The following is a 23,426-nucleotide window of genomic DNA, read 5'->3' as shown; positions in this document are numbered from 1 at the left end:
GAGGCGGCCGCCGAGGCGCCCTGAGCGGATCGGGTCAGCACCCGATCGGATCGGGACAGCCCGCCTCCCGCGCCGCAGGGAGGCTGGAGCCATGACAGACACCGAGCTCCTCGCCCACTCCGCACCCGGCTCCCTCGCCGGGCGCCATGCCCTCGTCACCGGATCCTCGAGCGGGATCGGCGCGGCCATCGCCCGCCGGCTCGCCGGGGCCGGCGCTCACGTCCTCGTGCACGGACGCGACCCCGAGCGGGTCGGGTCCGTCGTCCGCGGCATCCGCGCCGACGGGGGCACCGCCTCCGCGCTCGTCGCCGACCTCGCGGGCACGCCGGAGGAGACCCGCACCGTCGCCGCCCGGGCGCTGACCCTCCTCGACGGGCGGATCGACGTCCTCGTCAACAACGCCGGAGTGTTCCCGGTGGGGCCGACCGCCGACCTCAGCGACGCCGACGTCGAGTCCCTCCTCACCACGAACATCCGCGTGCCGCACCAGCTCGTCGCGGCGATCGCCCCGGCCATGGCCGAGCGCGGGAGCGGAGTGGTCGTCAACATCACCTCGTGGATGGGACGGGTGGGAACGCCCGGGACCGCGCTCTACCCCGCGACCAAGGCGGCGCTGGAGCACCTCACGCGGGCGTGGGCGGCCGAGTACGGCCCGAGCGGCGTGCGCGTGGTCGCCGTCGCGCCCGGCGCGACTCTCACGCCCGGCAATGAGCACGCCGCCGCGATCCTGGAGCAGATGACCGCGTCCGCCCCCGCCGGCCGGCCCGGACGTCCGGACGAGATCGCCCTGGCCGTGCGCTGGCTCGTCTCGGACGAGGCCTCGTACGTCCACGGCACGACGCTCGACGTCGACGGAGGCATCGTCGGCGCCCGCGTCTGACGCCGCGGTACGCGCCGCTCGGAGTCCCCGCGACAGCGCCCGCCGCTCAGTGGATCTGGACGAGCGGCCCGGGGTGGAGCGCAGCGTCGGCCGCGGGGGTCGTCTCGTAGGCGCGGCGGTAGTCGCGCCCGAAGTGCGACGCGCTCGCGTAGCCGACCGCGGCCGCGGCCTGCGCGGCGGTGTCGCCCCGGACCAGGAGCAGCCTCCTGGCCTCCCCCAGGCGGAGCCGCCGCAGGTAGCCCAGCGGCGACATCCCGGTCAGCTCGCGGAAGCGGCGGGTGAGCGTGGGCACGCTGGTGCCCGCCTCCGCGGCGAGCGCGCCGAGGGTCCAGCCGCGCGAGAGCGACGCGCTCATCGCCTCGACCGCACGGGAGACGGCCTCCGAGCGGACGGTGCTGGACGCGGCCAGCAGCCGGGGCGCCTGGTCCGTCTGCAGCAGCCGCAGCACGAGCTCGCGCGTGATCGCGGGGGCGAGCACCGGGATGTCGGCGGGGGCGTCGAGCAGACGGAAGAGTCGGCGCAGCGAGTCGGCCATCTCCTCCGTGACCGTGCCGATCCGCGGGGCGGGAGCCCGCGGGGCCGTCCGGGGGGCGAGCGCCGCGATCTCGGCCACCACGAGCGGGTCGAGATGCCAGTTGGCCGACAGGAAGTCGCCGCGGTCGCCGGTCTCCACGACGGCCGCGACCACCGGCAGGTCGACGGGGGTGATCAGGAAGCGGCCGGCGCCCCACCGCTCGTCGGAGTCGCCGACCACCGAGCGCTTCCGGCCGGCCAGAACCAGGCTGAGGGTCGGCGGGAACCGGGTGTAGACGAGCTCGGTCGGAGCGGTCACCCGGTGCAGGCGCAGGGCGAGCGCGGCGGCACGCTCGGGGTGCCCGACGTGGCGCCGGGTGAGCTCGGCCGCCTGCTCGAGAGCGTCCAAGACCTCGCGCGTCATCAGCGCACCGCCGTCCACGGAGCGGAGGACCGCTCGCACCCGGCCCCTCGCGTTCGGATCACGGTCATCGGGCACTCTCCTGCGGATCCTCCGTCGGCGACTCCAGGCCGCGCGACTGCTCCGTCCACGGGTCGAGGCGCGGCCGTCAGGACGCGGGAGCCTCGATGCGCGGGAAGAGCGCGGCGAGCGTCCCGACGGTCGTGCCGACGGGGAGGACCCCCCACCGGCCCGCCTCGCGGATCGGCTGCGCGGTGAGGGCGCCGAGCGACTCCGTCACGCCGAGCGCCTCCCAGAGGGACGCCGTCGCGCGCGGCACGACCGGCGAGAGCAGCACGGCCAGGGCGCGGAGCCCCTCCGTCGCGGTGTAGAGCACCGTGCCGAGGCGCTCGCGCTCCTCGCGCTTGGCGAGTGCCCACGGCTCCTGCTCGGTGATGTAGCCGTTGAGCTCCTCGACGATGCTCCACACGGCGGTGATCGCGTCGTGGATCGCGAGCGCGTCGATCGACCGGTCGGCCGACGCGGCGGCCTCGGCGACGATGCGCTGCACGCGCTCCTCCGCCTCGGTCGGCTCCCCCGGCGCGGGCACGACGCCGTCGTAGTAGCGGTGCAGCATCGCGACGACCCTCGAGGCGAGGTTGCCGAAGCCGTTCGCGAGCTCGGACTGGTAGCGCGCCGACAGGTCCTCCCACGAGAACGAGCCGTCCTGGCCGAAGGTGATGGCCCGGAGGAAGTAGTAGCGGAAGGCGTCGGAGCCGAAGGTGTCGGTGATCTGCTCGGGCGCGATGCCGGTGAGCTTCGACTTCGACATCTTCTCGCCGCCGACCAGCAGCCAGCCGTGGCCGAACACCTGCCGGGGGACCTCGAGGCCCGCGGCCATGAGCATGGCGGGCCAGATCACCGCGTGGAAGCGCAGGATGTCCTTGCCGACGATGTGGGTCGCGGGCCAGCGGCGCTCGAACTCCGCCTCGTCCTGGCCGTAGCCGACCGCGGTGATGTAGTTGAGCAGCGCGTCGAACCAGACGTAGACCACGTGCGAGTCGTCCCACGGGACCTTCACGCCCCAGTCGAAGCTGGAGCGGGAGATCGACAGATCGGCCAGGCCCTGGCGGACGAAGCTGACGACCTCGTTGCGCGCCGACTCGGGCTGGACGAAGTCGGGACGCTCCTCGTAGAGCGCGAGCAGCCGCTCGGTGTACTCGCTCATCTTGAAGAAGTAGTTCTTCTCCTTCAGCAGCTCGACCGGCTTCGAGTGGATCTTGCAGACGTACTGGCCGGCGTAGTCGCCGGTGCCCTCCTCGAGGTCGGACAGCTGCTTGTACTCCTCGCAGCCCACGCAGTAGTAGCCCTCGTACTCGCCGGTGTAGATCGCGTCCTCGTCGTACAGCTTCTGCAGGAACTTCTGGACGTTGACCTCGTGCCGCGCGTCCGTGGTGCGGATGAAGTCGTCGTTGGCGATGTCGATGGTCTCGAGCAGCGGCTGCCAGGCGGTCCTCACGAGGCGGTCGGCCCACTCCTGGGGGGTCGTGCCGTTGGCGGTGGCGGTGCGGAGGATCTTCTGGCCGTGCTCGTCGGTGCCGGTCAGCAGCCAGGTGTCGTCGCCCGCCTGGCGGTGCCAGCGGGTGAGCACGTCGGCGGCGACCTCGGTGTACGCGTGCCCGATGTGCGGGACGTCGTTCACGTAGAAGATCGGGGTCGTGAGGTAGAAGGAGGCGCCGTCGGACATGGCGACCATCCTATTCACCGCGGGGCACCGCTCCCGGCGTGTGACGGAGGCCGTGGACGACCGGCCGCGGGCGCCGTCTGGGAGGGAGCTCTCAGCCGCGGCGGGAGGCGAGCGCCGCCTCGTAGAGAGCGCGGCGCGAGAGCCCCGTGATCTCGGCGACCTCGGCCGACGCCTCCTTGAGCCGCGATCCGGCCTCGACGCGGGCCAGCACGTCGGCCAGCGCGTCCTCGAGCGACGCCTCCCTCGCGGGGGCTCCCTCGACGACCAGGCAGATCTCGCCGCGCAGGCCGTCGGCCGCCCACTCGGCCAGCTCGGCCGCCGTGCCGCGCCGGACCTCCTCGAACATCTTGGTGAGCTCGCGGCAGACGACGACGCGCCGCTCCGGGCCCATCGCCTCGACCAGGTCGGCGAGCGCGTCGCCGATCCGGTGCGGGGACTCGAAGAAGACCATGGTGCGCCGCTCGTCGACGAGCGCCCGGAAGGTCGAGACCCGCTCGCCGTGCCGGCGGGGCAGGAACCCCTCGAAGCTGAAGCGGTCCGTCGGGAGCCCGGACACGGCGAGCGCCATGAGCACCGCCGAGGGACCGGGCAGCGCGGTGACCGCGACTCCCGCCGCCACCGCCGCCTCGACCAGGTGGTAGCCCGGGTCCGAGACCGTGGGCATGCCAGCATCGCTCAGCACGAGCAGGTCCTCCTCGCGGGCCAGCTCCACCAGCTCGGCGGCGCGCTCGCGCTCGTTGTGGTCGTGCAGGGCGTAGAGGGCGGGCCGGTTCTCGACGCCCAGGGCGCGCATCAGCTGGATGGTCACGCGCGTGTCCTCGGCGGCGACGTGGCGGGCGGAGCCCAGCGCCTCCACGAGCCGGCGGGAGGCGTCGCCGAGGTTTCCGATGGGAGTGCCGGCGAGGATGATCATGCCGCCAGTCTCCCAGGCCGGGTCCGGGGCCTCCCGCCGCGGATCGCCGCCGTCCCGGGAGGAGGCGCCCCGTTAGCATGGCCGGGTGACGGACCGACCGCAGCGCGACTTCGACGACCTGCTCCTGGACGCGGCGGGATCGGCGCGCTCGGTCCCGGTGGAGCCCGCCGAGGCGTCCGCACCGCGGGAGCGCACCCCGCTCCCGGACGTGCCGCGGGGCTCCTGGTTCGACGACCTGCACACCCGGCTCGTCGCCTCCCCCGCGCGCCGCCGGCTGTACGAGCTCGGACTGCCGCTGCTGGTGGTCGCACTGGCCGCGGTGCTGCGGCTGTGGAACCTCGGCCACCCGCGCTCGCTCGTGTTCGACGAGACCTTCTACGTGAAGGACGCCTGGACCCTCTGGAACCTCGGGTTCGAGGGCGCCTGGCCCGAGAACCCGGACCCCGGCTTCGCGGCCGGCGACGTGGACACCTTCACGGGGGCGCCGTCCTTCGTGGTGCATCCGCCGCTGGGCAAGTGGATCATCGGGCTCGGGATGGGCGTGTTCGGCGCGGACGACAGCGTCGGCTGGCGCGTCGCGACCGCCGTCGTGGGGATCCTCGCCGTCGCGCTGGTGATCGTGATCGGCCGCCTCCTGTTCCGCTCCACCCTCCTCTCCTCCTTCGCGGGGCTGATGCTCGCGCTCGACGGCCACGCGATCGTGATGTCGCGGGTGTCGCTCCTGGACGGGATCCTGATGTTCGTCGCGCTCTGCGGGGTCGCGGCGGTGCTGCTGGACCGGCGCTGGGCCGAACTGCAGCTGGCGCGGAAGGTGGCGGCGGGAGCGCTGCCGAGCTGGGGGCCGGTCCTGTGGTGGCGGCCCTGGCTGCTCGCGGCCGGCGTGCTCTTCGGCCTGGCCGCGGGCGTGAAGTGGACGGGCGTCTACTTCCTCGCGGCGTACGGCGTGTACGCGGTGGTCGTCGACGCGCTGATGCGGCGCCGCGCGGGCGTGCCGTTCTGGGGCAGCGGCGCGATCCTCAAGCAGGGTCCGGTCACCTTCCTCCTGGTCGTGCCGATCGCCCTGATCGCCTACCTCGTCACCTGGACGGGCTGGCTGCGCACCTCCGGCGGATGGGCCCGGCAGTGGGCGTCGGAGGCCCCCGGCAACGCCTGGACCGGGGCTCTGGCGTGGGTGCCGGACTGGGCGCAGAGCCTCTGGCACTACCACGTGCAGATGTACGACTACTCGATCAACCTGCGGGCCTCGCACCCCTACGAGGCGAACCCGCTCACCTGGCTCCTCATGCTCCGGCCGACCAGCATGTACTTCGTCGACCAGGCGACGGGCGTCGACGGCTGCACCGCCGCACGCTGCGACGAGGCGATCACCTCGGTCGCCAATCCGCTCATCTGGTACGCCGGGGTCCTGGCGCTGGTGTACCTCCTCTACCGGCTCGCGCGGTACCGGGAGTGGCGCGCCGGCTTCGTGCTGATGGGGATCGTCGCGGGCTACCTGCCGTGGCTGCTCTACCTCGACCGCACGGTGTTCCAGTTCTACTGCGTCGTCTTCGAGCCCTACATGATGCTGGCGCTGGCGCTGACGGCCGGGATCGTGATCGGGAGTCCGGGCGACGAGCGGAGGCGGCGCACCCGGGGCGTCCTCGTGGTGCTCGTCTTCGCGGTGGCGGCGGCGGCGCTGACGGCCTACTTCCTGCCGCTCTGGATCGGCGCGCAGACGTCCTTCCCCTTCTGGCAGGCCCACATGTGGCTGCCCTCGTGGGTCTGATCCGGCGGCTGGGCCCGGGAGTCGCGGCCTGCGCCGTCGCGGCGGTGATCGCGGCCCTGCTGCACGCGACGGTGCCGGCAGTGCCGATGCTGACCGCGGCGGTCGCGCTCGGGATCCTCGTGGCGCAGCTGCCCGCGGCGCGCCCCCTGCTGAGTGGGGCGCTGGCGCCGGGCCTGAAGTTCTCGTCCCGCTCGCTGATGCGCGCCGGCATCGTCCTGCTCGGGCTGAAGCTCTCGCTGATCGACATCGCTGCGCTGGGCTGGGGCGCGATCCTGGTCGTCGTCGGGATCGTCCTGGTCACCTTCGGCCTGACCTGGGCGCTGGGCCGGGCGCTCCGGCTGCCCGGGCAGGAGCCGCTGCTGCTCGCGGCGGGCTTCTCGATCTGCGGGGCCTCGGCGATCGGCGCGATGGCCGGAGCGACCCGGGCGAAGGAGCAGGAGCAGGCGACGCCGGTCGCGCTGGTGACGCTCTGCGGCACGCTCGCGATCGCGGTGCTCCCCGCCCTGCAGCAGCCGCTCGGGCTCTCCGACGTGCAGTTCGGGCACTGGGTCGGCGCCTCGGTCCACGACGTGGGCCAGGTGGTGGCGACGGCCCAGGTGGCGGGTGCGTCGGCGCTGGCCGTGGCGGTCGTGGTGAAGCTGACCCGCGTGGTCATGCTGGCGCCGATGGTCGCGGTGGCGGCGGCGGTCACGAGGCGCGGCGGCGGGACCGGCGGGACGCGCCCGGCGATCGTGCCGCTGTTCGTGGTCGGGTTCCTCGCCGCGGTGCTGCTGCGCACGCTCCTCCCCCTGCCGGAGGGACTGCTCGCCGCCGCCGACACCGCGCAGACCTGGCTCCTCGCCGCGGCGCTCTTCGCGCTCGGCAGTGCCGTCCGGGTGCGCGCGCTCGTGACGACGGGGTGGCGTGCTCTGCTCGTCGCCCTGGTGTCGTGGGCGGCGATCGCGGCGATGGGACTGGCCGCGGTGCAGCTGGCGCTCTGATCGGCGCTCCGATCCGCTCGACCGCTCTGTCGCGCACGGTCGCTCTGCACTGCGGGGCCGCTCTGTTACGCGATGCGTCGCTCCGGCGCGGCGGTGTCGGCGGCTCCCGCTAGCGTCGATCGCATGGCAGATCGTGAGTACGGCTTCAAGACGCGTGCGATCCACGCGGGCAACATCCCCGACGCGGTGACGGGCGCCCGCGCTCTGCCGATCTACCAGACCAGCGCCTTCGTCTTCGACGACACCTCCGACGCCGCGGCCCGCTTCGCGCTGCAGAAGTACGGCAACGTCTACTCGCGCCTGTCGAACCCCACGGTCGCCTCCTTCGAGGAGCGCGTCGCGAGCCTCGAGGGCGGCCTCGGCGCCGTCGCCACGGCCTCCGGGCTCTCGGCGCAGTTCATCACCTTCGCGGCGCTCGTCGGCGCGGGCGACCACGTGGTGTCCTCCGCCAACCTCTACGGCGGATCGATCACCCAGCTCGACGTCACGCTCCGCCGCTTCGGAGTGGACACCACCTTCGTCCGCTCGAGCGACCCGGCCGACTACGCGGCGGCGATCACCGAGAAGACCAAGGTGCTCTACGCCGAGACGATCGCGAACCCCTCCGGCGAGATCGCCGACATCGAGGGCCTCGCCGCGGTCGCGCACGCCGCCGGCATCCCGCTGATCATCGACTCCACGGTCGCCACGCCGTACCTCGTCCGCCCGATCGAGTGGGGCGCCGACATCGTCATCCACTCGGCCACGAAGTTCCTCGGAGGGCACGGCACCACGCTCGGCGGCGTCGTCGTCGAGTCGGGGCGCTTCCACTACTCCCCCGAGAAGTTCCCGCTGCTGCACGACCCGGTCGCCTCCTACGGAGACCTGTCGTGGGACGGCAACTTCGGGGAGTACGGCTTCCTCACGCGCCTGCGCGCGGAGCAGCTGCGCGACATCGGGCCGGTCCTCGCTCCGCACTCCGCGTTCCTGCTCGCCCAGGGCGTCGAGACGCTGCCGTACCGGATCCAGGCGCACGTCGACAACGCGCGTCGCGTCGCCGAATGGCTCGACGCCGACCCCCGGATCGAGGCCGTCTACTGGGCCGGGCTCCCCGCGCACCCGCACCACGACCGCGCGCAGAAGTACCTGCCGAAGGGACCGGGCTCGGTCTTCAGCTTCGTGGTCAAGGGCGGCCGCGCCGTCGGCCAGACCTTCATCGAATCGGTCGACCTCGCCAGCCACCTCGCCAACATCGGCGACGCGAAGACGCTGGTGATCCACCCCGCCTCAACCACCCACGCCCAGCTCACCGAGGACCAGCTCCTCCACGCGGGCGTCCTCCCCGGACTCGTCCGCCTCTCCGTCGGCATCGAGGACGCGGACGACATCATCTACGATCTCGACCAGGCGCTCGCCCGCGCGGTCGAGGAGCACGGCACCCCCGACGCTCCGACCGAGCTCCCCGAGGACACGACCACCACCCTGCACACCCCGGCCGTGGAGGTCTGAGCATGAGCACCACCGACACCGCCGACACGGTCGTCCAGCTGTCCAACGGGCTGAGCTGCTCGGTCCCGGCGAACTCGCCGCTGGCGAAGATGCTCCGCTCGCAGCGCACCTGGGTGGGCCCCGACGCCCGCAGGCGACTCGACATCCTCCGCCGCGCGAAGACCGTGGCGATCGTCGGCGCCTCGCCGAACCCGGCCCGCTCCTCCTACTTCGTCGCCACCTACCTGCAGCAGTCGAGCGACTACGAGCTCTACTTCGTGAACCCGAACGCCACCGAGATCCTGGGGCAGCCGGTCTACCGCAGTCTCGCCGAGCTCCCGGTCGTGCCCGACATCGTCGACGTGTTCCGCAAGGCGAGCGACATCCCCGCCGTGATCGACGACGTCCTCGCCGTCGGCGCGCCCACGGTCTGGGTGCAGCTGGGGATCTGGAACCAGGAGGCGGCCGAGTACGGCGAGTCGAAGGGCCTGACCGTCGTGATGGACCGCTGCATCAAGGTCGAGCACGCCCGCTTCCACGGCGGCCTGCACCTGCTCGGCTTCGACACCGGCCAGATCTCGGCGCGCAAGACGCTGCGCTGACCCGCCGCAGACCCTCGTCGACGCCGGATCTCCGTGACTCTTCGTCGCGGGCGCGGCTCGGGCGGCGCACTCCGCCGGCCCCGGCGTAGTCTCGGTGGATGAGCGCCTACGTCTCCGTCCTCGACCTGTTCAGCGTGGGGATCGGCCCGTCCAGCTCGCACACCGTCGGGCCGATGCGCGCCGCCCTCGCCCTCGCCGAGCAGATCCGCGACGCCGGGCTCCTCGGCCGTGTGAGCCGGGTGGGCTGCACCCTCTACGGCTCGCTCGGCTCCACCGGGATCGGCCACGGCACCCCCGACGCGGTGGTCGCCGGTCTCGCCGGCCTGGACCCCGAGACGTGCGACCCGGCGCTGGTGCGCGGGGCCTGGCAGCGCCTCGACGCGGAGGGGACGATCCTCCTGGCCGGCGAGCAGCGCCTCGCGATGACGCGCGACGACGTCGTCTTCGAGCCGCGCACGAGGCTGCCGGAGCACCCGAACGCCCTCACCTTCAGCGTCTGGGTCGGAGACGACCCGCTGCCGGTGTGGGAGGAGACCTACTACTCGATCGGCGGCGGCTTCATCCGGCGCGCGGGCGAGCGCGCCGAGCTGGCTGCGCTGGCCCCGCACCCCTACCCCTTCGTCTCCGGGCTCGACCTGCTGGCGACCTGCGACCGGACCCGCTCCGGCATCGCCGAGATCGCCGCCGCGAACGAGCGCGCTCTGCACCCCGGGGTCGACATCGACGCCCGCCTCGACGCGATCTGGGACGCCATGGCCGCCTGCGTCGAGCACGGCCTGGCGACCGACGGCGTGCTGCCGGGCGGCCTGGGCGTCCGCCGCCGCGCCTCGGTGCTGCGCGAGCGCCTCGAGGCCTTCGAGGAGGATCCGCTCGACCGCGCCCGCGCGACCTCGGTGGAGTGGCTCCACGCCTTCGCCCTCGCGGTGAACGAGGAGAACGCCGCAGGCGGGCGCGTCGTGACGGCTCCGACGAACGGAGCGGCGGGCATCATCCCCGCCGTCGGGCACTACTACCTCCGCTTCGTCCCGGGGGCCGATCGCGCGGGGCTGCGCCGCTTCCTACTCACCGCCACCGCGATCGGCTCGCTCTGCAAGACGAACGCCTCGATCTCCGGTGCGGAGGCGGGCTGCCAGGGCGAGGTCGGCTCGGCCTGCGCGATGGCCGCCGGAGCGCTCTGCGCGGTGCTCGGCGGCACTCCGCGCCAGGTCGAGAACGCGGCCGAGATCGCGATGGAGCACCACCTCGGACTGACCTGCGACCCGGTCGGCGGCCTCGTGCAGATCCCCTGCATCGAGCGGAACGCGATCGCCTCCTCCACCGCCGTGAGCGCGGCCCGCCTCGCGCTGCACGGCGACGGCGACCACCGCGTGTCGCTCGACGCGGTCATCGAGACGATGCGCCAGACCGGCATCGACATGTCGTCGAAGTACAAGGAGACGAGCGAGGGCGGCCTCGCGGTCAACGTCATCGAGTGCTGAGCGCCCGGCGGCGTCCGTGACCGTGCGTGACGCACGGGGGCGCGCCTGTCGGCGGTCGCGCCTACCGTGGGGCGGGTGAGCACCTCCTCCGCCCCGTACCTCGCCCGGCCGATCGTCTCGACCCAGTGGCTCGCCGACCAGCTCGGCCGCGAGCACCTCGTCGTCGTCGACGCCAGCGTGCTGCTCGTGCCCGGCTTCGACGGGCGGCCCGGCTACCTGAGCGGCGACGAGCAGTACCTCCTCGAGGGGCATGTCCCCGGCGCCGTGTTCGGCGACCTGCTCGAGCAGCTGTCGGATCCGGCGGCTCCCCTGCCCTTCACCCGGCTCGACCCGGAGCGCTTCGCCGCCGCGACCGCCGCGCTCGGCATCGACGACGACTCGGTGGTCGTCGTGTACGACTCCGCGGTCGGCCAGTGGGCCTCGCGCGTGTGGTGGCTGCTGCGCTCGGCCGGGCACGACGCCGTCGCGGTGCTCGACGGCGGGCTCCCGGCCTGGCGGCGGGAGGAGCGCCCGATCGAGACGGGGCACGTCGAGCCCGCCGTGGGCGGAGGCATCAGCGTGCGCGAGGAGCGGCCGCTCTGGATCGACAAGGCCGGCGTCGAGAGGGTCGTGCGCGGCGAGGCTCCCGGGGCGCTGGTCTGCGCGGTCCCGCCGAAGGAGTTCACCGGGGAGGAGGGGCGCCGCCCCCGCCTCGGACACCTGCCGGGCTCGCGGAGCGTCCCCGCCGGGCGGCTCGTCGACCGCGCCGACAACACGCTCCTGCCGCCGGAGCGGCTGCGGTCGCTGTTCGGAGACGCTCTCCAGGCCGAGCGGATCGTCCTCTACTGCGGGGGCGGGATCGCCGCGACGGCCGATGCACTCGCACTGGCGGTGCTCGGAGTCCACACGGCGGTCGTCTACGACGGCTCGCTCAACGAGTGGGCCGCCGACCCCGCGGCGCCGCTGGTGGTCACGGCCGCGTGAGCAGCTCCTCCGGGAGGCGGGTCGTCGGCAGGGCGCAGACGAAGGCCTCGCAGGAGTAGGCGGTCGGCAGCCCCTCCCGCGAGATCCGCCCCTCGAACAGCTCGAAGCCCGCGTCCGCCCAGTCCCGGGCGCCCTCGTCGGACACGCCGACCAGCACGCCGATCCCGGCGGACCGCGCGCCCTGCACCGCCTCCGCCGCGCCGGGGCCCACGACGACCAGCTGCCGCACCGGGCGAGCCAGCCGCGAAGCGAGCCCGAGCACGGCGCCGAAGCCCATCGGCCGGCGGACCGCGCCCGGAGCGATCGAGGCGACGACCGCCTCGGCCGCCTCCCGGTAGCGCTGCGATCCGGTGAGCAGGTACAGCTCGTGCGCCGCGTCCGCCGTCGCCGACAGGCCGGAGGGGTAGGCGCCCTCGGAGGGATCGGCCGCGAGCAGGAGTCCCCGCGCGGTCAGCGCCGGGTCCCCTCCCCCGGGCAGCGCGAACGGCAGCGGGCCGTCGGCCGCGTCGAGCGCGCCGTCGATCAGGGTGCGCGCCGCGACCGCGTAGCGCGGACGTCCCTCCGCCAGGGCGAGCTCGAGGAGCCCGCCGGCCAGCATCCCGAGGTCCTCCAGCGCCGGGCGGGCCGCGGAGACGGCACCGTCGAGGGAGGCGCGCACCGCGACGCGGCCGTCGACGAGGTGCCGCTGCAGCACCGCGTCCGCCGCGCGCCGGGCGGCGTCGATCCACTCCTCCCGTCCGAGCACGCGTCCGGCGCGGGCGAGCGCGCGGATCGCCAGGCCGTTCCAGCCGGTGACGACCTTCTCATCGAGAGCGGGAGGCGCGAGGCGGGACCGGTCCTCGGCGAGGTAGTAGCCGCCCTCCGAGCGCTGACCGTCGACGATGCTCTCCGAGTCCTGCGCCGATGCGAAGCCGCCGCCCGGCCGCTCGAGAGTGGTCAGGAGGAACGCGGCGACGCCCTCCGCGATCCCGGTCAGCTCCTCCACCCGGGCGCCGTCGTGCCCGAGCAGGACGGCAGCGACGTCGAGCAGCTGCGCGTTGTCGTACAGCATCCGCTCGTAGTGCGGATCGCTCCAGTCGGCCTGCGTCGCGTAGCGGAAGAAGCCCCCGTCGCGGTCGCGGAGCGGGGACGCGGCCAGCGCGAGCAGCGTGCGCTCGGCGAGCGCCGCTCCCGAGGGCCGCGAAGCCAGGAACCCGAGCACGGGGGCGACCGGGAACTTCGGGGCGCCGCCGAAGCCGCCGTGCACCCGGTCCTCCTCGTCCGCGAGTGCGCGGACGGCGCCGTCGAGCTCGGCGTCGCCGGGCAGCGCGGAATCGGCGGGCAGCGCCGCGGTCGCCTCGCGCAGAGCCGCGGCCAGGCCGCCCGCCGTCGCCTGCACCTCGTCGCGCCGCAGCCGCCACGCCTCCGAGACCGCGTCGAGGACGTCGGAGAAGGCGGGCACGCCGCCGACGGCGCGCGGCGGGAAGTAGGTGCCGGCGAAGAAGGTCTCGCCGGCGGGGGTGGCGAAGGCCGTCAGCGGCCAGCCGAGCTGCCGGGTGAACGCGCTCGCGGCCGTCAGGTAGGCCGTGTCGACGTCCGGATGCTCCTCGCGGTCGACCTTCACCGCGACGAAGTCCGCGTTCAGCCGAGCGGCGAGCACCGGATCCGAGAACGACTCCCGCGCCATCACGTGGCACCAGTGGCAGGTGGAGTAGCCGATCGACACCATCACCGGGACGTCGCGGCGCACCGCCTCGGCGAACGCCTCCTCGCCCCAGGGGAACCAGTCGACCGGATTGTCCGCGTGCGAGCGGAGGTAGGGGCTGACACTGGAGCGCAGACGATCGGCCATGCGCTCCACGCTAGACGCGGGCGGAGCCTGCGGTCAGGGGGTTGCCGCGGGACGGAGGGTCAGGAGGTCCGCGGGGCGCCGACGTCCGCGGGTCTCCCCCGCCGCCGGGACGCCCGCCCGCTCAGCGCTCGAAGAACCAGCCCGACGGCCGCTCCGTGCCGCGCACGACCGTGCCGCCTCCGCCGCTCCCGCCGCGACGGCCCACCGCCAGGTAGGCGAGGCTGCCGATGAACGGCGCGATCACGATGAACGCCACCCAGGAGACCTTCGCGACCTTCGAGAGCCTCGGGTTGGACAGCACGCCCCGGATCGCGAAGAGCAGCAGCACGATGTTCAGCACGACCAGCAGGGACTGCGGATTCATCGGGGTGCTCCACGGGATCGTGCGCCGCGGTCGACCGGCGCCGGAGCGCCCGACCGGGCAGGGTGGCCCGCGATGTTTCACGAGACAGGGCATTGTCGCACGCGGCGTAGGATGGAGGGCTCATGTCAGACGTGCTCAGCATCCGCTACCCGCCCGAACTCCCCGTGTCGGCGCGGCGCGAGGACATCGCCGCCGCGATCCGCGACCACCAGGTGGTCATCGTCGCCGGCGCGACCGGATCGGGCAAGACGACCCAGCTGCCGAAGATCTGCCTGGAGCTCGGCCGCGAGAGCATCGCGCACACGCAGCCCCGGCGCATCGCCGCGCGCACCATCGCCGAGCGCATCGCGGAGGAGCTCGACGACGAGGTCGGCGGGCTGGTCGGCTACCAGGTCCGGTTCACCGACAAGGCGTCCGCCTCGACGCGGATCAAGCTGATGACCGACGGCATCCTGCTCAACGAGATGAACCACGACCGGATGCTCAGCCGGTACGACACGATCATCATCGACGAGGCTCACGAGCGCAGCCTCAACATCGACTTCCTCCTGGGCTACCTGCACCGCCTGCTGCCGCAGCGCCCCGACCTGAAGGTGATCATCACCTCGGCGACGATCGACCCGCAGAGCTTCGCGGCCCACTTCGCCGACACCGCCGGCGAGCCCGCGCCGATCATCGAGGTCTCCGGCCGCACCTACCCGGTCGAGATCCGCTACCGCCCGCTGGTCGCCGAGGAGCCGGAGGAGGACGACGACACCGACGTCCCCGACGCGACGAGCGGCAGCCGCGACCTGATGACCGGCATAGCCGACGCCCTGGCCGAGCTGGCGCGCGAGGATCCGGGCGACGTCCTGGTGTTCCTCTCGGGCGAGAACGAGATCCGCGACGCCGAGGACGCCATCCGCGGTCGGAACCTGCCGGGCACCGAGGTGCTCCCCCTCTACGGGCGCCTGTCGGCGGCCGATCAGCACCGCGTCTTCGAGAAGGGGCGCACCCCCGGCGTCCGCCGCCGCGTCGTGCTCGCGACCAACGTGGCGGAGACGAGCCTCACCGTCCCCGGGATCCGCTACGTGATCGACGGCGGCACGGCCCGCATCTCGCGCTACAGCGCCCGCTCGAAGGTGCAGCGGCTGCCGATCGAGGCGGTGTCGCAGGCCTCCGCGAATCAGCGCTCCGGCCGCTCGGGCCGCACGAGCGCGGGCATCGCGATCCGCCTCTACTCCGAGGAGGACTACCTCCGCCGCCCCGAGTACACCGATCCCGAGATCCTGCGCACGGGCCTGGCCGCGGTGATCCTGCAGATGATCTCGCTCGGACTGGGCGACATCGCGTCGTTCCCGTTCCTCACTCCGCCCGACTCCCGCGGCATCAAGGACGGCCTCGACCTGCTCACGGAGCTCGGCGCCCTCCGCGTCCCCGGCTCCCCCTCCGCCGCCTCCGCTGCTCCACGGGATGCCGCTCCGGTGCGCGGCACGCCGCCGAGCGCGCACTCGAGCGGCATCCCGCGCAAGGGGGCGGAGGCCGCACCGCAGCTCACGCGCATCGGGCGCGACCTCGCGCGGCTCCCCATCGATCCGCGCTTCGGCCGGATGGTGATCGAGTCGCGCCGCCACGGCGTCAGCCGCGAGGTGATGGCGATCGTCGCGGGCCTCACGATCCAGGACGTCCGCGAGCGCCCGCTCGAGCGCCGCGCGCAGGCCGACCAGCAGCACGCGCGCTTCGTCGACCCCACCAGCGACTTCCTCACCCTGCTGAACCTCTGGAACTACGTGGAGGAGAAGCAGGAGGAGCTCTCCTCGAGCGCCTTCCGGCGCCTGTGCAAGGCCGAGTACCTCAACTACCTGCGCGTGCGCGAGTGGCAGGACGTGTTCCGCCAGCTGCGCCAGCTCGCGCGCCCCCTCAAGCTCGAGCTGGGCGAGCCGAAGGTCGACCCCGACGGGATCCACCGGAGCCTCCTGGCCGGCCTGCTCTCGCACCTGGGCATCAAGGACACCACCTCGCAGCAGGCGCAGCGCGCGGCGAAGAGCCGCGAGCGCCAGAACGTGCAGTACATCGGCGCCCGCAACGCGAAGTTCTCGATCTTCCCCGGCAGCGCCCTGGCCAAGAAGCTCCCCGACGCGGTGATGAGCGCCGAGCTGGTCGAGACCAGCCGCCTCTTCGCCCGCTCGAACGCCGCGATCGATCCGGCCTGGGCCGAGGCGATCGCGGGCGACCTCGTGAAGCGGCAGTTCAGCGAGCCGCACTGGGAGAAGTCGCAGGGCGCGGCCGTCGCCTACGAGAAGGTCACGCTCTACGGCGTGCCGATCATCGCCCGCCGCCGCGTCCAGTTCTCGCGGATCGACGCCTCGTACGCCCGCGAGCTGTTCATCCGGCACGCCCTCGTCGAGGGCGAGTGGGAGTCGCGCCACGCCTTCGACCGCAAGAACCGGGCCCTGCGGGCCGAGCTCGAGCGGCTGGAGGAGCGCACGCGCCGCCGCGACCTGCTCGTCGACGACGAGGCCGTGTTCGACTTCTACGACCGCCGACTCCCCCGCGAGATCACCTCGGTGCGCTCGTTCGACTCCTGGTGGCGGACGACCCAGCACGACGAGCCCGACCTGCTGACGATGACGCAGGAGACGCTCCTCCCCGAGGACGCGGAGCAGATCGACGAGACCGCGTTCCCCACGCAGTGGCGCCAGGCCGACCAGCGCTTCCGCCTCTCGTACCGGTTCGAGCCGGGGACGGAGGAGGACGGAGTGACGGTGCACGTGCCGCTCGCCCTCCTGCCCCGCGTGACGCCCCTCGGCTTCGACTGGCTGGTGCCGGGACTCCGGGCCGAGCTGGTCACCGCGATGATCAAGGCGCTGCCCAAGCACCTGCGCCGGAACGTGGTGCCCGCGAACGACTGGGCGCGCAAGCTCACCGCGGCCCTGCCGCACGACGTGCCGAACCCGCCGACGGAGTCGTTCGCGGCGACCCTGGCCGGAGCGATCCGCCGCGAGGCCGGCGTGGTGGTGCAGCCCGAGGACTTCGACCTCGAGCGCATCCCCTCGCACCTGCGGGTCACCTTCGCCGTCGCCGACGAGCGGGGGCGCACGATCGCCGCCGGCAAGGAGCTCGCCCCGCTGGCCGAGCGCCTGCGCGGCCGGGTCCGCGACGAGGTCGCCCGCGTGGTCGAGGCCCGGGTCCCCGACGCGCTCGAGCGCCGGGACCTGAAGACCTGGGACATGCCGGAGCTGCCCCGCGTCACCGACACCCGGCAGGGCGGGAACACCATCCGCGCCTACCCCGCCCTGATCGACGACGGCGACTCGGTCTCGATCCGCCTGCTCGCCACGGCCGAGGACCAGGCGCGCGAGCACCCGCGAGGCGTCCGCCGCCTCCTCCTGCTCGCGACGCCGAGCCCCGTCGCCTACGTGCAGCAGCACCTCACCTCGAACGAGAAGCTCGTGCTCGCGCAGAGCCCGTACCAGAACACGACCGCGCTCTTCACCGACTGCCTGCTCGCCTGCGTCGACGCGGTCCTCTGGCGGATGAAGCCCGACGGGATGCTCTTCCTCCGCGCCGAGTTCGACGCCGTGCGCGACCGGGTCTCCGCGAGCGTCATGGACGCGATGTTCGAGACCGTGAAGACGGTCACGACGATCCTCACCACCGCCCGGGGCGTCGAGAAGGCGCTCAAGGCCTCGACGAGCATGGCGCTCCTGCCCGCCCTCACGGATGCGCGGGAGCAGCTCTCCGGCCTGGTCTACCCGGGCTTCGTCTCGGCGACCGGAGTGGAGCGGCTGCGGCACCTCCCGCGCTACCTCGGCGGGATCACCGAGCGCTTCGGAAAGATCGCCGAGAACGTCGGGCGCGACCGCGTCTGGCTGAACGAGGTGCAGGCGGCCCAGGAGCTCTACCGCTCGGCAGGCGGCGTCGTGCCGCTGCCCGCGCACGCCCCGGAGCGGATCGCGCGCGCCCGCTGGATGATCGAGGAGCTGCGGGTGAGCTTCTTCGCGCAGTCGCTCGGCACCGCCGAGAGCGTGTCGCTGCAGCGGATCCGCAAGGTGCTGGCCGGCTGACGCGCCCCTCCGCCGAGGGAACCGCGACCCGTCGAGGGGCCCTCGGGCAGCGGTCTCCCTCGACGAACCGCAGTCCCCTCCGGAGCGCTAGTGTCGTCCGGTGGGCAGCTACACCGATCTCCTGAAGACCCCCGGGGTGGGGCGCATCATCCTCGCGCAGCTGACCGCGCGCTTCCCGTTCGGGATGCTCTCGCTGGCGTTCCTCCTGCACGTGGAGCGGGTGCACCACTCCTACGCCGCCGCCGGCCTGGTGCTCGGCTCGATGTCGATCGGGCAGGCCATCGCCGGGCCGCTGACCAGCCGCCTGATGGGGCGGCTCGGGATGCGCCGCGTGCTGACGATCACCCTCGTGGTCTGCGCGGGCGCGATCATCGCGATGGCCGTGCTCCCGCTCGAGGTGTGGCAGTTCGTCGTGATCGGGTTCATCGCCGGCCTGAGCATGCCGCCGGTGCAGCCGGCCGTGCGGACCATCTACCCCAAGATGGTCACCAGCTCGCAGCTGACCCCGCTCTTCTCGCTCGACGCCTCCGCGCAGGAGATCATCTGGGTGCTCGGCCCGGTGCTGGCGACGCTCGTGTCGATCCAGGTGTCGACGGTCGCGGGCATCCTGACCGCCGCCGCGTTCCTGATCGGCGGCGGGATCTGGTTCATCGCCTCGCCCGAGGTGGGCCGCGTCCGCATCCCGCGCTCGAAGCGCCGCCTCGGCGTGGTGCTCACGAAGCCCCCGGTGCTGCTGGCCACGGTCGTCGGCTTCCTCCTGATCGGCGCCTGCTCGGCGGTCGAGGCGGGCGTGGTCGCGGTGTTCGGCGAGGGCGGAGTCGAGTCGGGCGTCGTGCTCGCCGTGTTCGCGGCGGGGTCCCTGGTCGGCGGCCTCGCCCTCGGCCACATCCCGATCAGCCGGTGGGCGACCGCGCGGCGGATGCTGATCGTCACGGTCGGCATGGGCCTGGCGGCGGTCTCGACCGACTTCTGGTGGCTGTGCGTCACGCTGTTCCTCGCCGGCATCGGCATCGCCCCCGCTCTCGCGGCGCTGTTCGCGATCACCGCCTCGAGCGTGCGCTTCTCGGACACGGCGGAGGCCTACGGCTGGGTCGGCACTGGTCAGCTGATCGGCGCGGCGCTGGGCTCCGCGATCGCCGGCGTGCAGATCGACCAGGCCGGGCCGACCGCCGCCATCGTCGTCGCCGCGGCCTTCGCCCTGGTCGGCTTCCTGGTGCCCCTGCTCGGCCGCCGGTACCACCCGGATCTCCGCGGGCGCGACGCCAGCCCGCTTCCCGACACCGAGCCGGTCACGCTGCCCTCCTAGGCCGCCACCCCGGTTGTCCGGCGCCTGTCGGGCACCCTAGGGTGAAGGCCCACGACGGCGAGGGGGCGGCATGGGACTGCGGGAGGACGCGGAGGAGCTGGTGCGCGAGCACCGGCGCGCCGCCGCCCGGACCGACCTCCTCGACCCCTGGTCCGATCCGGAGACCCCGGAGTGGTGCACCGAGCTCGCCGCCGCGCTCTGGCAGGGGTCCTTCCGCCCGAGTCCCGTCTACTTCCGCCGCGAGGAGTCCTCCCACGCCTGGCGCGGCCCGCACTCGACCCGCCTGCACCACCTCGGCTACGGGTGGCAGCTCACCGCGCACCGCGAGCAGCACGGGGTCGTCGCCTCCGAGACGGCGGTGGTCCTCGAGACGGGCTCCCTCTGGCGGGGTCTCGGCATCGGCCGGCGCCCCGTGCGTGCGCTCCGCGGCCGGCTCGGCGTCGAGGGCCTGCAGGCGGGCCACGACGTGCACTTCGCCGTGCGCGGCATCGACGAGCGCAGCGACGCGGAGCGCGCCGAGCGGCGCCTCCTCTTCGGGGTGGCCGGTCTCGCGGCGCTGATCGAGGACGACGTGCACGTGGGACCGCACGGCGAGCTCGACTGGAGCGTCTGAGGCGCATGCCAGCATGGGAGGCATGAGCGTCCCCCTGATCCCCCTCAACGACGGCCGCGCGATCCCCCAGCTCGGGCTCGGCGTCTACAAGATCGGCGACGAGGAGGCGGCCCGCACGGTCGCCGTCGCCCTGGAGGCCGGCTACCGGCACGTCGACACCGCCACCCTCTACGGCAACGAGCGCGGAGTCGGCGAGGGGATCCGCGCGAGCGGCCTCCCCCGCGAGCAGGTCTTCGTGACGACCAAGGTCTGGAACGACGACCACGGCTTCGACGAGACCCTCGCCGCCTTCGACCGGAGCCTCGAGCTGCTCGGCACCGACTACGTCGACCTCTACCTCGTGCACTGGCCGATCCCCTCGCGCGACCGCTACGTCGACACCTACCGTGCCCTCGAGCGCCTGCAGAGCGAGGGGCGGGCCCGCTCGATCGGCGTCTCGAACTTCGCCGAGGAGCACGTGCAGCGCCTGCTCGACGAGACGGGAGTGGTGCCCGCGATCAACCAGGTCGAGCTGCACCCGCGGCTGCCCCAGGAGGAGCTGCGCGCCTTCGACGCCGCCCACGGGATCGTCACCGAGGCCTGGTCGCCGCTGGCCCGCGGGCGCCTCCTCGACGAGCCGGCCCTGGCCCGCATCGCCGCGAAGCACGGCGTCTCGCCGGCGCAGGCGGTGCTGCGCTGGCACGTGCAGCTCGGCGTCGTCGTGATCCCGAAGTCGGTGACGCCGGAGCGGATCCGCGAGAACCTGGACGTCTTCGGCTTCGCCCTCGACGACGAGGACCTCGCCGCGATCGCCGGGCTCGCTACCGGTGAGCGCACCGGCCGCGACCCGCGCTTCGACTGAGGCTCCGGCGATGACGGCGGGCAGGGTCCTGCTCCTGCACGGCCTGGGTGGCTCGGGCCGCACCTGGTGGCGGCTGAGCCGCGAGCTGACCGCGGCGGGCTGGAGCGTCTCCGCTCCCGACCTGCGCGGACACGGCGACGGGCCGCGCGGCGGCTCCTCCCGCCACGACGCCTACGCCGACGACGCCCTCGCGCGGGGACCGTTCGACCTCGTCGTCGGGCACTCGCTCGGCGGAGCGGTCGCGGTGCGCGCCGCCGCCCGCGACTCCGGCTGGGCGGGGCGCCTGGCGCTGCTGGACCCGGTGCTCCGGCTCGCCCCGGAGCAGCGGGCCGCCGTCCGCGCGGGCGAGCTCGCCGGTCTCTCGGTCTCGGCCGAGGAGCTCGCGGTCGCGCAGCCGCTCTGGGACGAGCGGGACCGGGCCGAGAAGCTCGCCGCGGTGCGGGCCGCCGATCCGGCCGCGGTCGCCGCGACGATCGACGACAACGACCCGTGGGACCTGCTGGCGGACCTGCCGGGCCTCCGCCCGCCGGTCCTCGTGCTGGCCGGCGATCCGCAGGTCGAGACGCTGCTCCCTCCCTCCCTCGCCGCCCTGGTGCTGCGCGCTAATCCGCGCATCCGGTACGCGGTCGTGGCCGGCGCAGGTCACAGCCCCCACCGCGACCGTCCGGAGGAGACGCTCGCGATGCTCCGCGAGTGGGCCGAGAGCCCGGCGACAGCCTGACCGACCCGCCGGCCCGGTCCGTGTTTCGTCCGGATGAAATCTGGCAGGGGGGACTGGGCCGCACCGTTTCCTGTGAATAACCTCGCAGAGGACGCGATCCCCTCCCAGTCTTCGGGAGGTGCGCGTCGGGGCCGCCGACGCGGCGGCCCGTTCTCGAGGAGAGGGAGCCCCAGTGGCGCGAACCACCACGAACACCCCGAGCGGCCGCCGACGCCGCTCGCTGATCGGCTCGAGCGCGATGATCGGAGCGGGCGCCCTCGTCGCCGGCTTCGCCTTCGCGCCGACGGCGAGCGCCGTCGAGCCGGTCGACTTCGCCGACACCGTCACGGTCGACGGCATCATGACCCACCTGGAGGCGCTCCAGGCGATCGCGGACGCCAACGGCGGCACCCGCGCGATCGGCACCCCGGGCTACGAGCTGAGCGGCGCGTACGTCGAGAAGGTCCTCGCGGACGCCGGCTACACGACGCAGCGCCAGGAGTTCACCACCGCGACGCAGACGATCGACGCGTTCACGCTGACCACCGGGACCGGCGCCGTCGGCACCCCGATGGAGTTCACTCCGTCGACGCCCGAGGGCGGCGTGACAGGCGAGCTCATCGCCCCCGTCGATCCGCTCGGCTGCACCACGGATGCCTGGACCGGCCTCGACGCCACCGGGAAGGTCGCGCTCGTCAGCCGCGGCTCCTGCAGCTTCCTCGAGAAGTCGGTCGCCGCCGGTGCCGCCGGCGCCGCCGCGATCATCATCTACGACAACGCGCCGAGCGACGCCCTCAACGGGACGTTCGGCGGACAGGACGAGGCCGCCGTCCCCGGCGTCGGCGTCACGCAGGCCGAGGGTCAGGCGCTGCTGGCGTCATTCCCCGCGAGCGTCTCGGTCCTCATCGACCAGACGACGACCGAGGTGGAGACCTTCAACATCGTCACGGAGACCCCGGGCGGCGACCACGACAACGTGGTCATGCTCGGCGCGCACCTCGACAGCGTGCCCGCCGGCCCCGGCATCAACGACAACGGCTCCGGATCCGCGACGCTGCTCGAGACGGCCGTGCAGCTGGCCGCCGCGGGCGACACGACCAACGCGGTCCGCTTCGCCTGGTGGGGCGCCGAGGAGGTGGGCCTGGTCGGCTCCTACACCTACGTCGACTCCCTGACGGAGGAGGACGCCTCGAAGATCGCGACCTACATGAACTTCGACATGGTCGCCTCGCCGAACTACGTGATCTCCGTCTACGACGCGGACCAGTCCACCTACGAGGCCCCCGTGGACGTGCCCGCCGGCTCGATCGCGACCGAGAAGGCGTTCACCGATTACTTCGACTCGATCGACCAGCCCTGGATCGACACCGCGTTCGACGGCCGCAGCGACTACGACGGCTTCATCTCGGTCGGCATCCCGTCCTCGGGCGTCTTCACCGGCGCCGACGACGTCAAGACGGAGGAGGAGGTCGCGCTGTTCGGCGGCACCGCCGGCATCACGCACGACCCGAACTACCACTCCGCCGCCGACGACATCGACAACATCAACCAGGAGGCGCTCGGCATCACGTCGAAGGCCATCGCCTTCGTGACCGCCTCGTTCGCCGCGGACACCTCCGCGATCGACGCCGAGAAGGACCCGACCACGCCGACCCCGACGCCGGAGCCCACCGTGGCCCCGACCGCCGAGCCGACCGTCGCTCCGACCGCGCAGCCGACCGTCGCCCCAACGACCGCGCCCACCACCGCGCCGACGGCCGCTCCCACCCCGAGCAGCACGCCGACCGCCGTGGCGCCGCACCCCGGCGGCCGCCCGCCCCTGGCCTCGACGGGAGCCGACATCGGCCTGCCGCTGGGCCTCGGCGGACTGCTGATCGCGGGCGGCGTCGGCGGGCTCCTGCTCGCCGCGCTGCGCCGCCGGAGCGCCGAGCGCGGCTAGCAGCCACCGCCCCGGAGCCGTCCGGGCGTCGCTCCGCGCGACGACCGGGCGGCTCCGTCGTTCCGCCCTGAGGGGACC

The 23,426-nt window shown here is 73.5% G+C and carries 18 protein-coding genes; 13 read left to right on the top strand and 5 right to left on the bottom strand.

The window, feature by feature from the left end:
• Positions 1–91: 91 nt before the first annotated feature.
• Complete coding sequence (locus tag C5C39_RS06485) at positions 92–880, top strand: SDR family NAD(P)-dependent oxidoreductase (RefSeq protein ID WP_104352934.1); 789 nt, start codon at positions 92–94, stop codon at positions 878–880.
• A 46-nt stretch (positions 881–926) separates the two neighbouring features.
• On the opposite strand, the gene C5C39_RS06480 is transcribed toward C5C39_RS06485, so the two are convergent.
• The 3 genes from C5C39_RS06480 to rsmI all read right to left on the bottom strand — a co-directional run bounded on the left by C5C39_RS06480 (position 927) and on the right by rsmI (position 4,453).
• Complete coding sequence (locus C5C39_RS06480; RefSeq protein WP_258075787.1) at positions 927–1,892, bottom strand: AraC family transcriptional regulator; 966 nt, start codon at positions 1,890–1,892, stop codon at positions 927–929.
• 70 nt (positions 1,893–1,962) lie between these two features.
• Positions 1,963–3,540, bottom strand: a complete 1,578-nt coding sequence (gene metG / locus C5C39_RS06475) for a methionine--tRNA ligase (protein WP_104226924.1) — start codon at positions 3,538–3,540, stop codon at positions 1,963–1,965.
• 91 nt (positions 3,541–3,631) lie between these two features.
• Positions 3,632–4,453, bottom strand: a complete 822-nt coding sequence (rsmI, locus tag C5C39_RS06470; protein WP_104226923.1) for a 16S rRNA (cytidine(1402)-2'-O)-methyltransferase — start codon at positions 4,451–4,453, stop codon at positions 3,632–3,634.
• An 85-nt stretch (positions 4,454–4,538) separates the two neighbouring features.
• Between rsmI and C5C39_RS06465 the strand changes: the two genes are divergently transcribed.
• From C5C39_RS06465 to C5C39_RS06440, 6 genes are all read left to right on the top strand, one after another.
• The gene (locus tag C5C39_RS06465; RefSeq protein ID WP_258075786.1) at positions 4,539–6,218 is read left to right on the top strand and encodes a dolichyl-phosphate-mannose--protein mannosyltransferase; all 1,680 of its coding nucleotides are present in this window, start codon (positions 4,539–4,541) and stop codon (positions 6,216–6,218) included.
• Complete coding sequence (locus tag C5C39_RS06460; RefSeq protein WP_258075785.1) at positions 6,209–7,198, top strand: YeiH family protein; 990 nt, start codon at positions 6,209–6,211, stop codon at positions 7,196–7,198. Before C5C39_RS06465 ends, C5C39_RS06460 begins: the two co-directional genes overlap by 10 nt.
• A gap of 123 nt (positions 7,199–7,321) precedes the next feature.
• The gene (locus C5C39_RS06455) at positions 7,322–8,686 is read left to right on the top strand and encodes an O-acetylhomoserine aminocarboxypropyltransferase/cysteine synthase family protein (RefSeq protein ID WP_104226921.1); all 1,365 of its coding nucleotides are present in this window, start codon (positions 7,322–7,324) and stop codon (positions 8,684–8,686) included.
• Between the two features lie 2 nt (positions 8,687–8,688).
• The gene (locus C5C39_RS06450) at positions 8,689–9,267 is read left to right on the top strand and encodes a CoA-binding protein (protein ID WP_104237688.1); all 579 of its coding nucleotides are present in this window, start codon (positions 8,689–8,691) and stop codon (positions 9,265–9,267) included.
• A 98-nt stretch (positions 9,268–9,365) separates the two neighbouring features.
• Positions 9,366–10,745, top strand: coding sequence for an L-serine ammonia-lyase (locus C5C39_RS06445; protein ID WP_104352932.1), 1,380 nt, complete (start codon positions 9,366–9,368; stop codon positions 10,743–10,745).
• Positions 10,746–10,820: 75 nt separating this feature from the next.
• Positions 10,821–11,708 carry a sulfurtransferase gene (locus tag C5C39_RS06440; protein WP_146083883.1) on the top strand — a complete coding sequence of 296 codons (888 nt, stop codon included), beginning with the start codon at positions 10,821–10,823 and terminating at the stop codon, positions 11,706–11,708.
• On the opposite strand, the gene C5C39_RS06435 is transcribed toward C5C39_RS06440, so the two are convergent.
• Positions 11,695–13,539, bottom strand: coding sequence for a thioredoxin domain-containing protein (locus C5C39_RS06435; protein ID WP_104352930.1), 1,845 nt, complete (start codon positions 13,537–13,539; stop codon positions 11,695–11,697). The genes C5C39_RS06440 and C5C39_RS06435 overlap by 14 nt on opposite strands.
• 121 nt (positions 13,540–13,660) lie before the next feature.
• On the bottom strand, positions 13,661–13,903 hold the full coding sequence (locus C5C39_RS06430; protein WP_160033960.1) for a PLDc N-terminal domain-containing protein: 243 nt from the start codon (positions 13,901–13,903) through the stop codon (positions 13,661–13,663).
• Positions 13,904–14,025: 122 nt separating this feature from the next.
• Here C5C39_RS06430 and hrpA point away from each other — a divergent pair, with 122 nt between their 5' ends.
• From hrpA to C5C39_RS06400, 6 genes are all read left to right on the top strand, one after another.
• Entirely contained in the window at positions 14,026–17,949 is a 3,924-nt protein-coding gene (gene hrpA, locus C5C39_RS06425; RefSeq protein WP_104352929.1) for an ATP-dependent RNA helicase HrpA, read from the top strand.
• 100 nt (positions 17,950–18,049) lie between these two features.
• Positions 18,050–19,255, top strand: a complete 1,206-nt coding sequence (locus C5C39_RS06420) for an MFS transporter (RefSeq protein WP_104226915.1) — start codon at positions 18,050–18,052, stop codon at positions 19,253–19,255.
• Between the two features lie 70 nt (positions 19,256–19,325).
• Positions 19,326–19,868: a hypothetical protein gene (locus tag C5C39_RS06415; protein WP_104226914.1), complete on the top strand. Its 543-nt coding sequence runs from the start codon at positions 19,326–19,328 to the stop codon at positions 19,866–19,868.
• A 22-nt stretch (positions 19,869–19,890) separates the two neighbouring features.
• The gene (locus C5C39_RS06410) at positions 19,891–20,709 is read left to right on the top strand and encodes an aldo/keto reductase (protein ID WP_104274316.1); all 819 of its coding nucleotides are present in this window, start codon (positions 19,891–19,893) and stop codon (positions 20,707–20,709) included.
• A gap of 10 nt (positions 20,710–20,719) precedes the next feature.
• Positions 20,720–21,430 (top strand): alpha/beta fold hydrolase, encoded by a 711-nt coding sequence (locus C5C39_RS06405; protein ID WP_146083882.1) that lies wholly within the window; start codon positions 20,720–20,722, stop codon positions 21,428–21,430.
• Positions 21,431–21,602: 172 nt separating this feature from the next.
• A complete protein-coding gene (locus C5C39_RS06400; protein ID WP_104352928.1) occupies positions 21,603–23,348 on the top strand; it encodes a M28 family peptidase in 1,746 nt (581 codons plus the stop codon).
• Positions 23,349–23,426: the final 78 nt, after the last annotated feature.

This window comes from Rathayibacter sp. AY1F3, from assembly GCF_002931975.1.
Classification (GTDB): domain Bacteria; phylum Actinomycetota; class Actinomycetes; order Actinomycetales; family Microbacteriaceae; genus Rathayibacter.
This window is presented reverse-complemented; position numbering and strand designations above follow the sequence as displayed.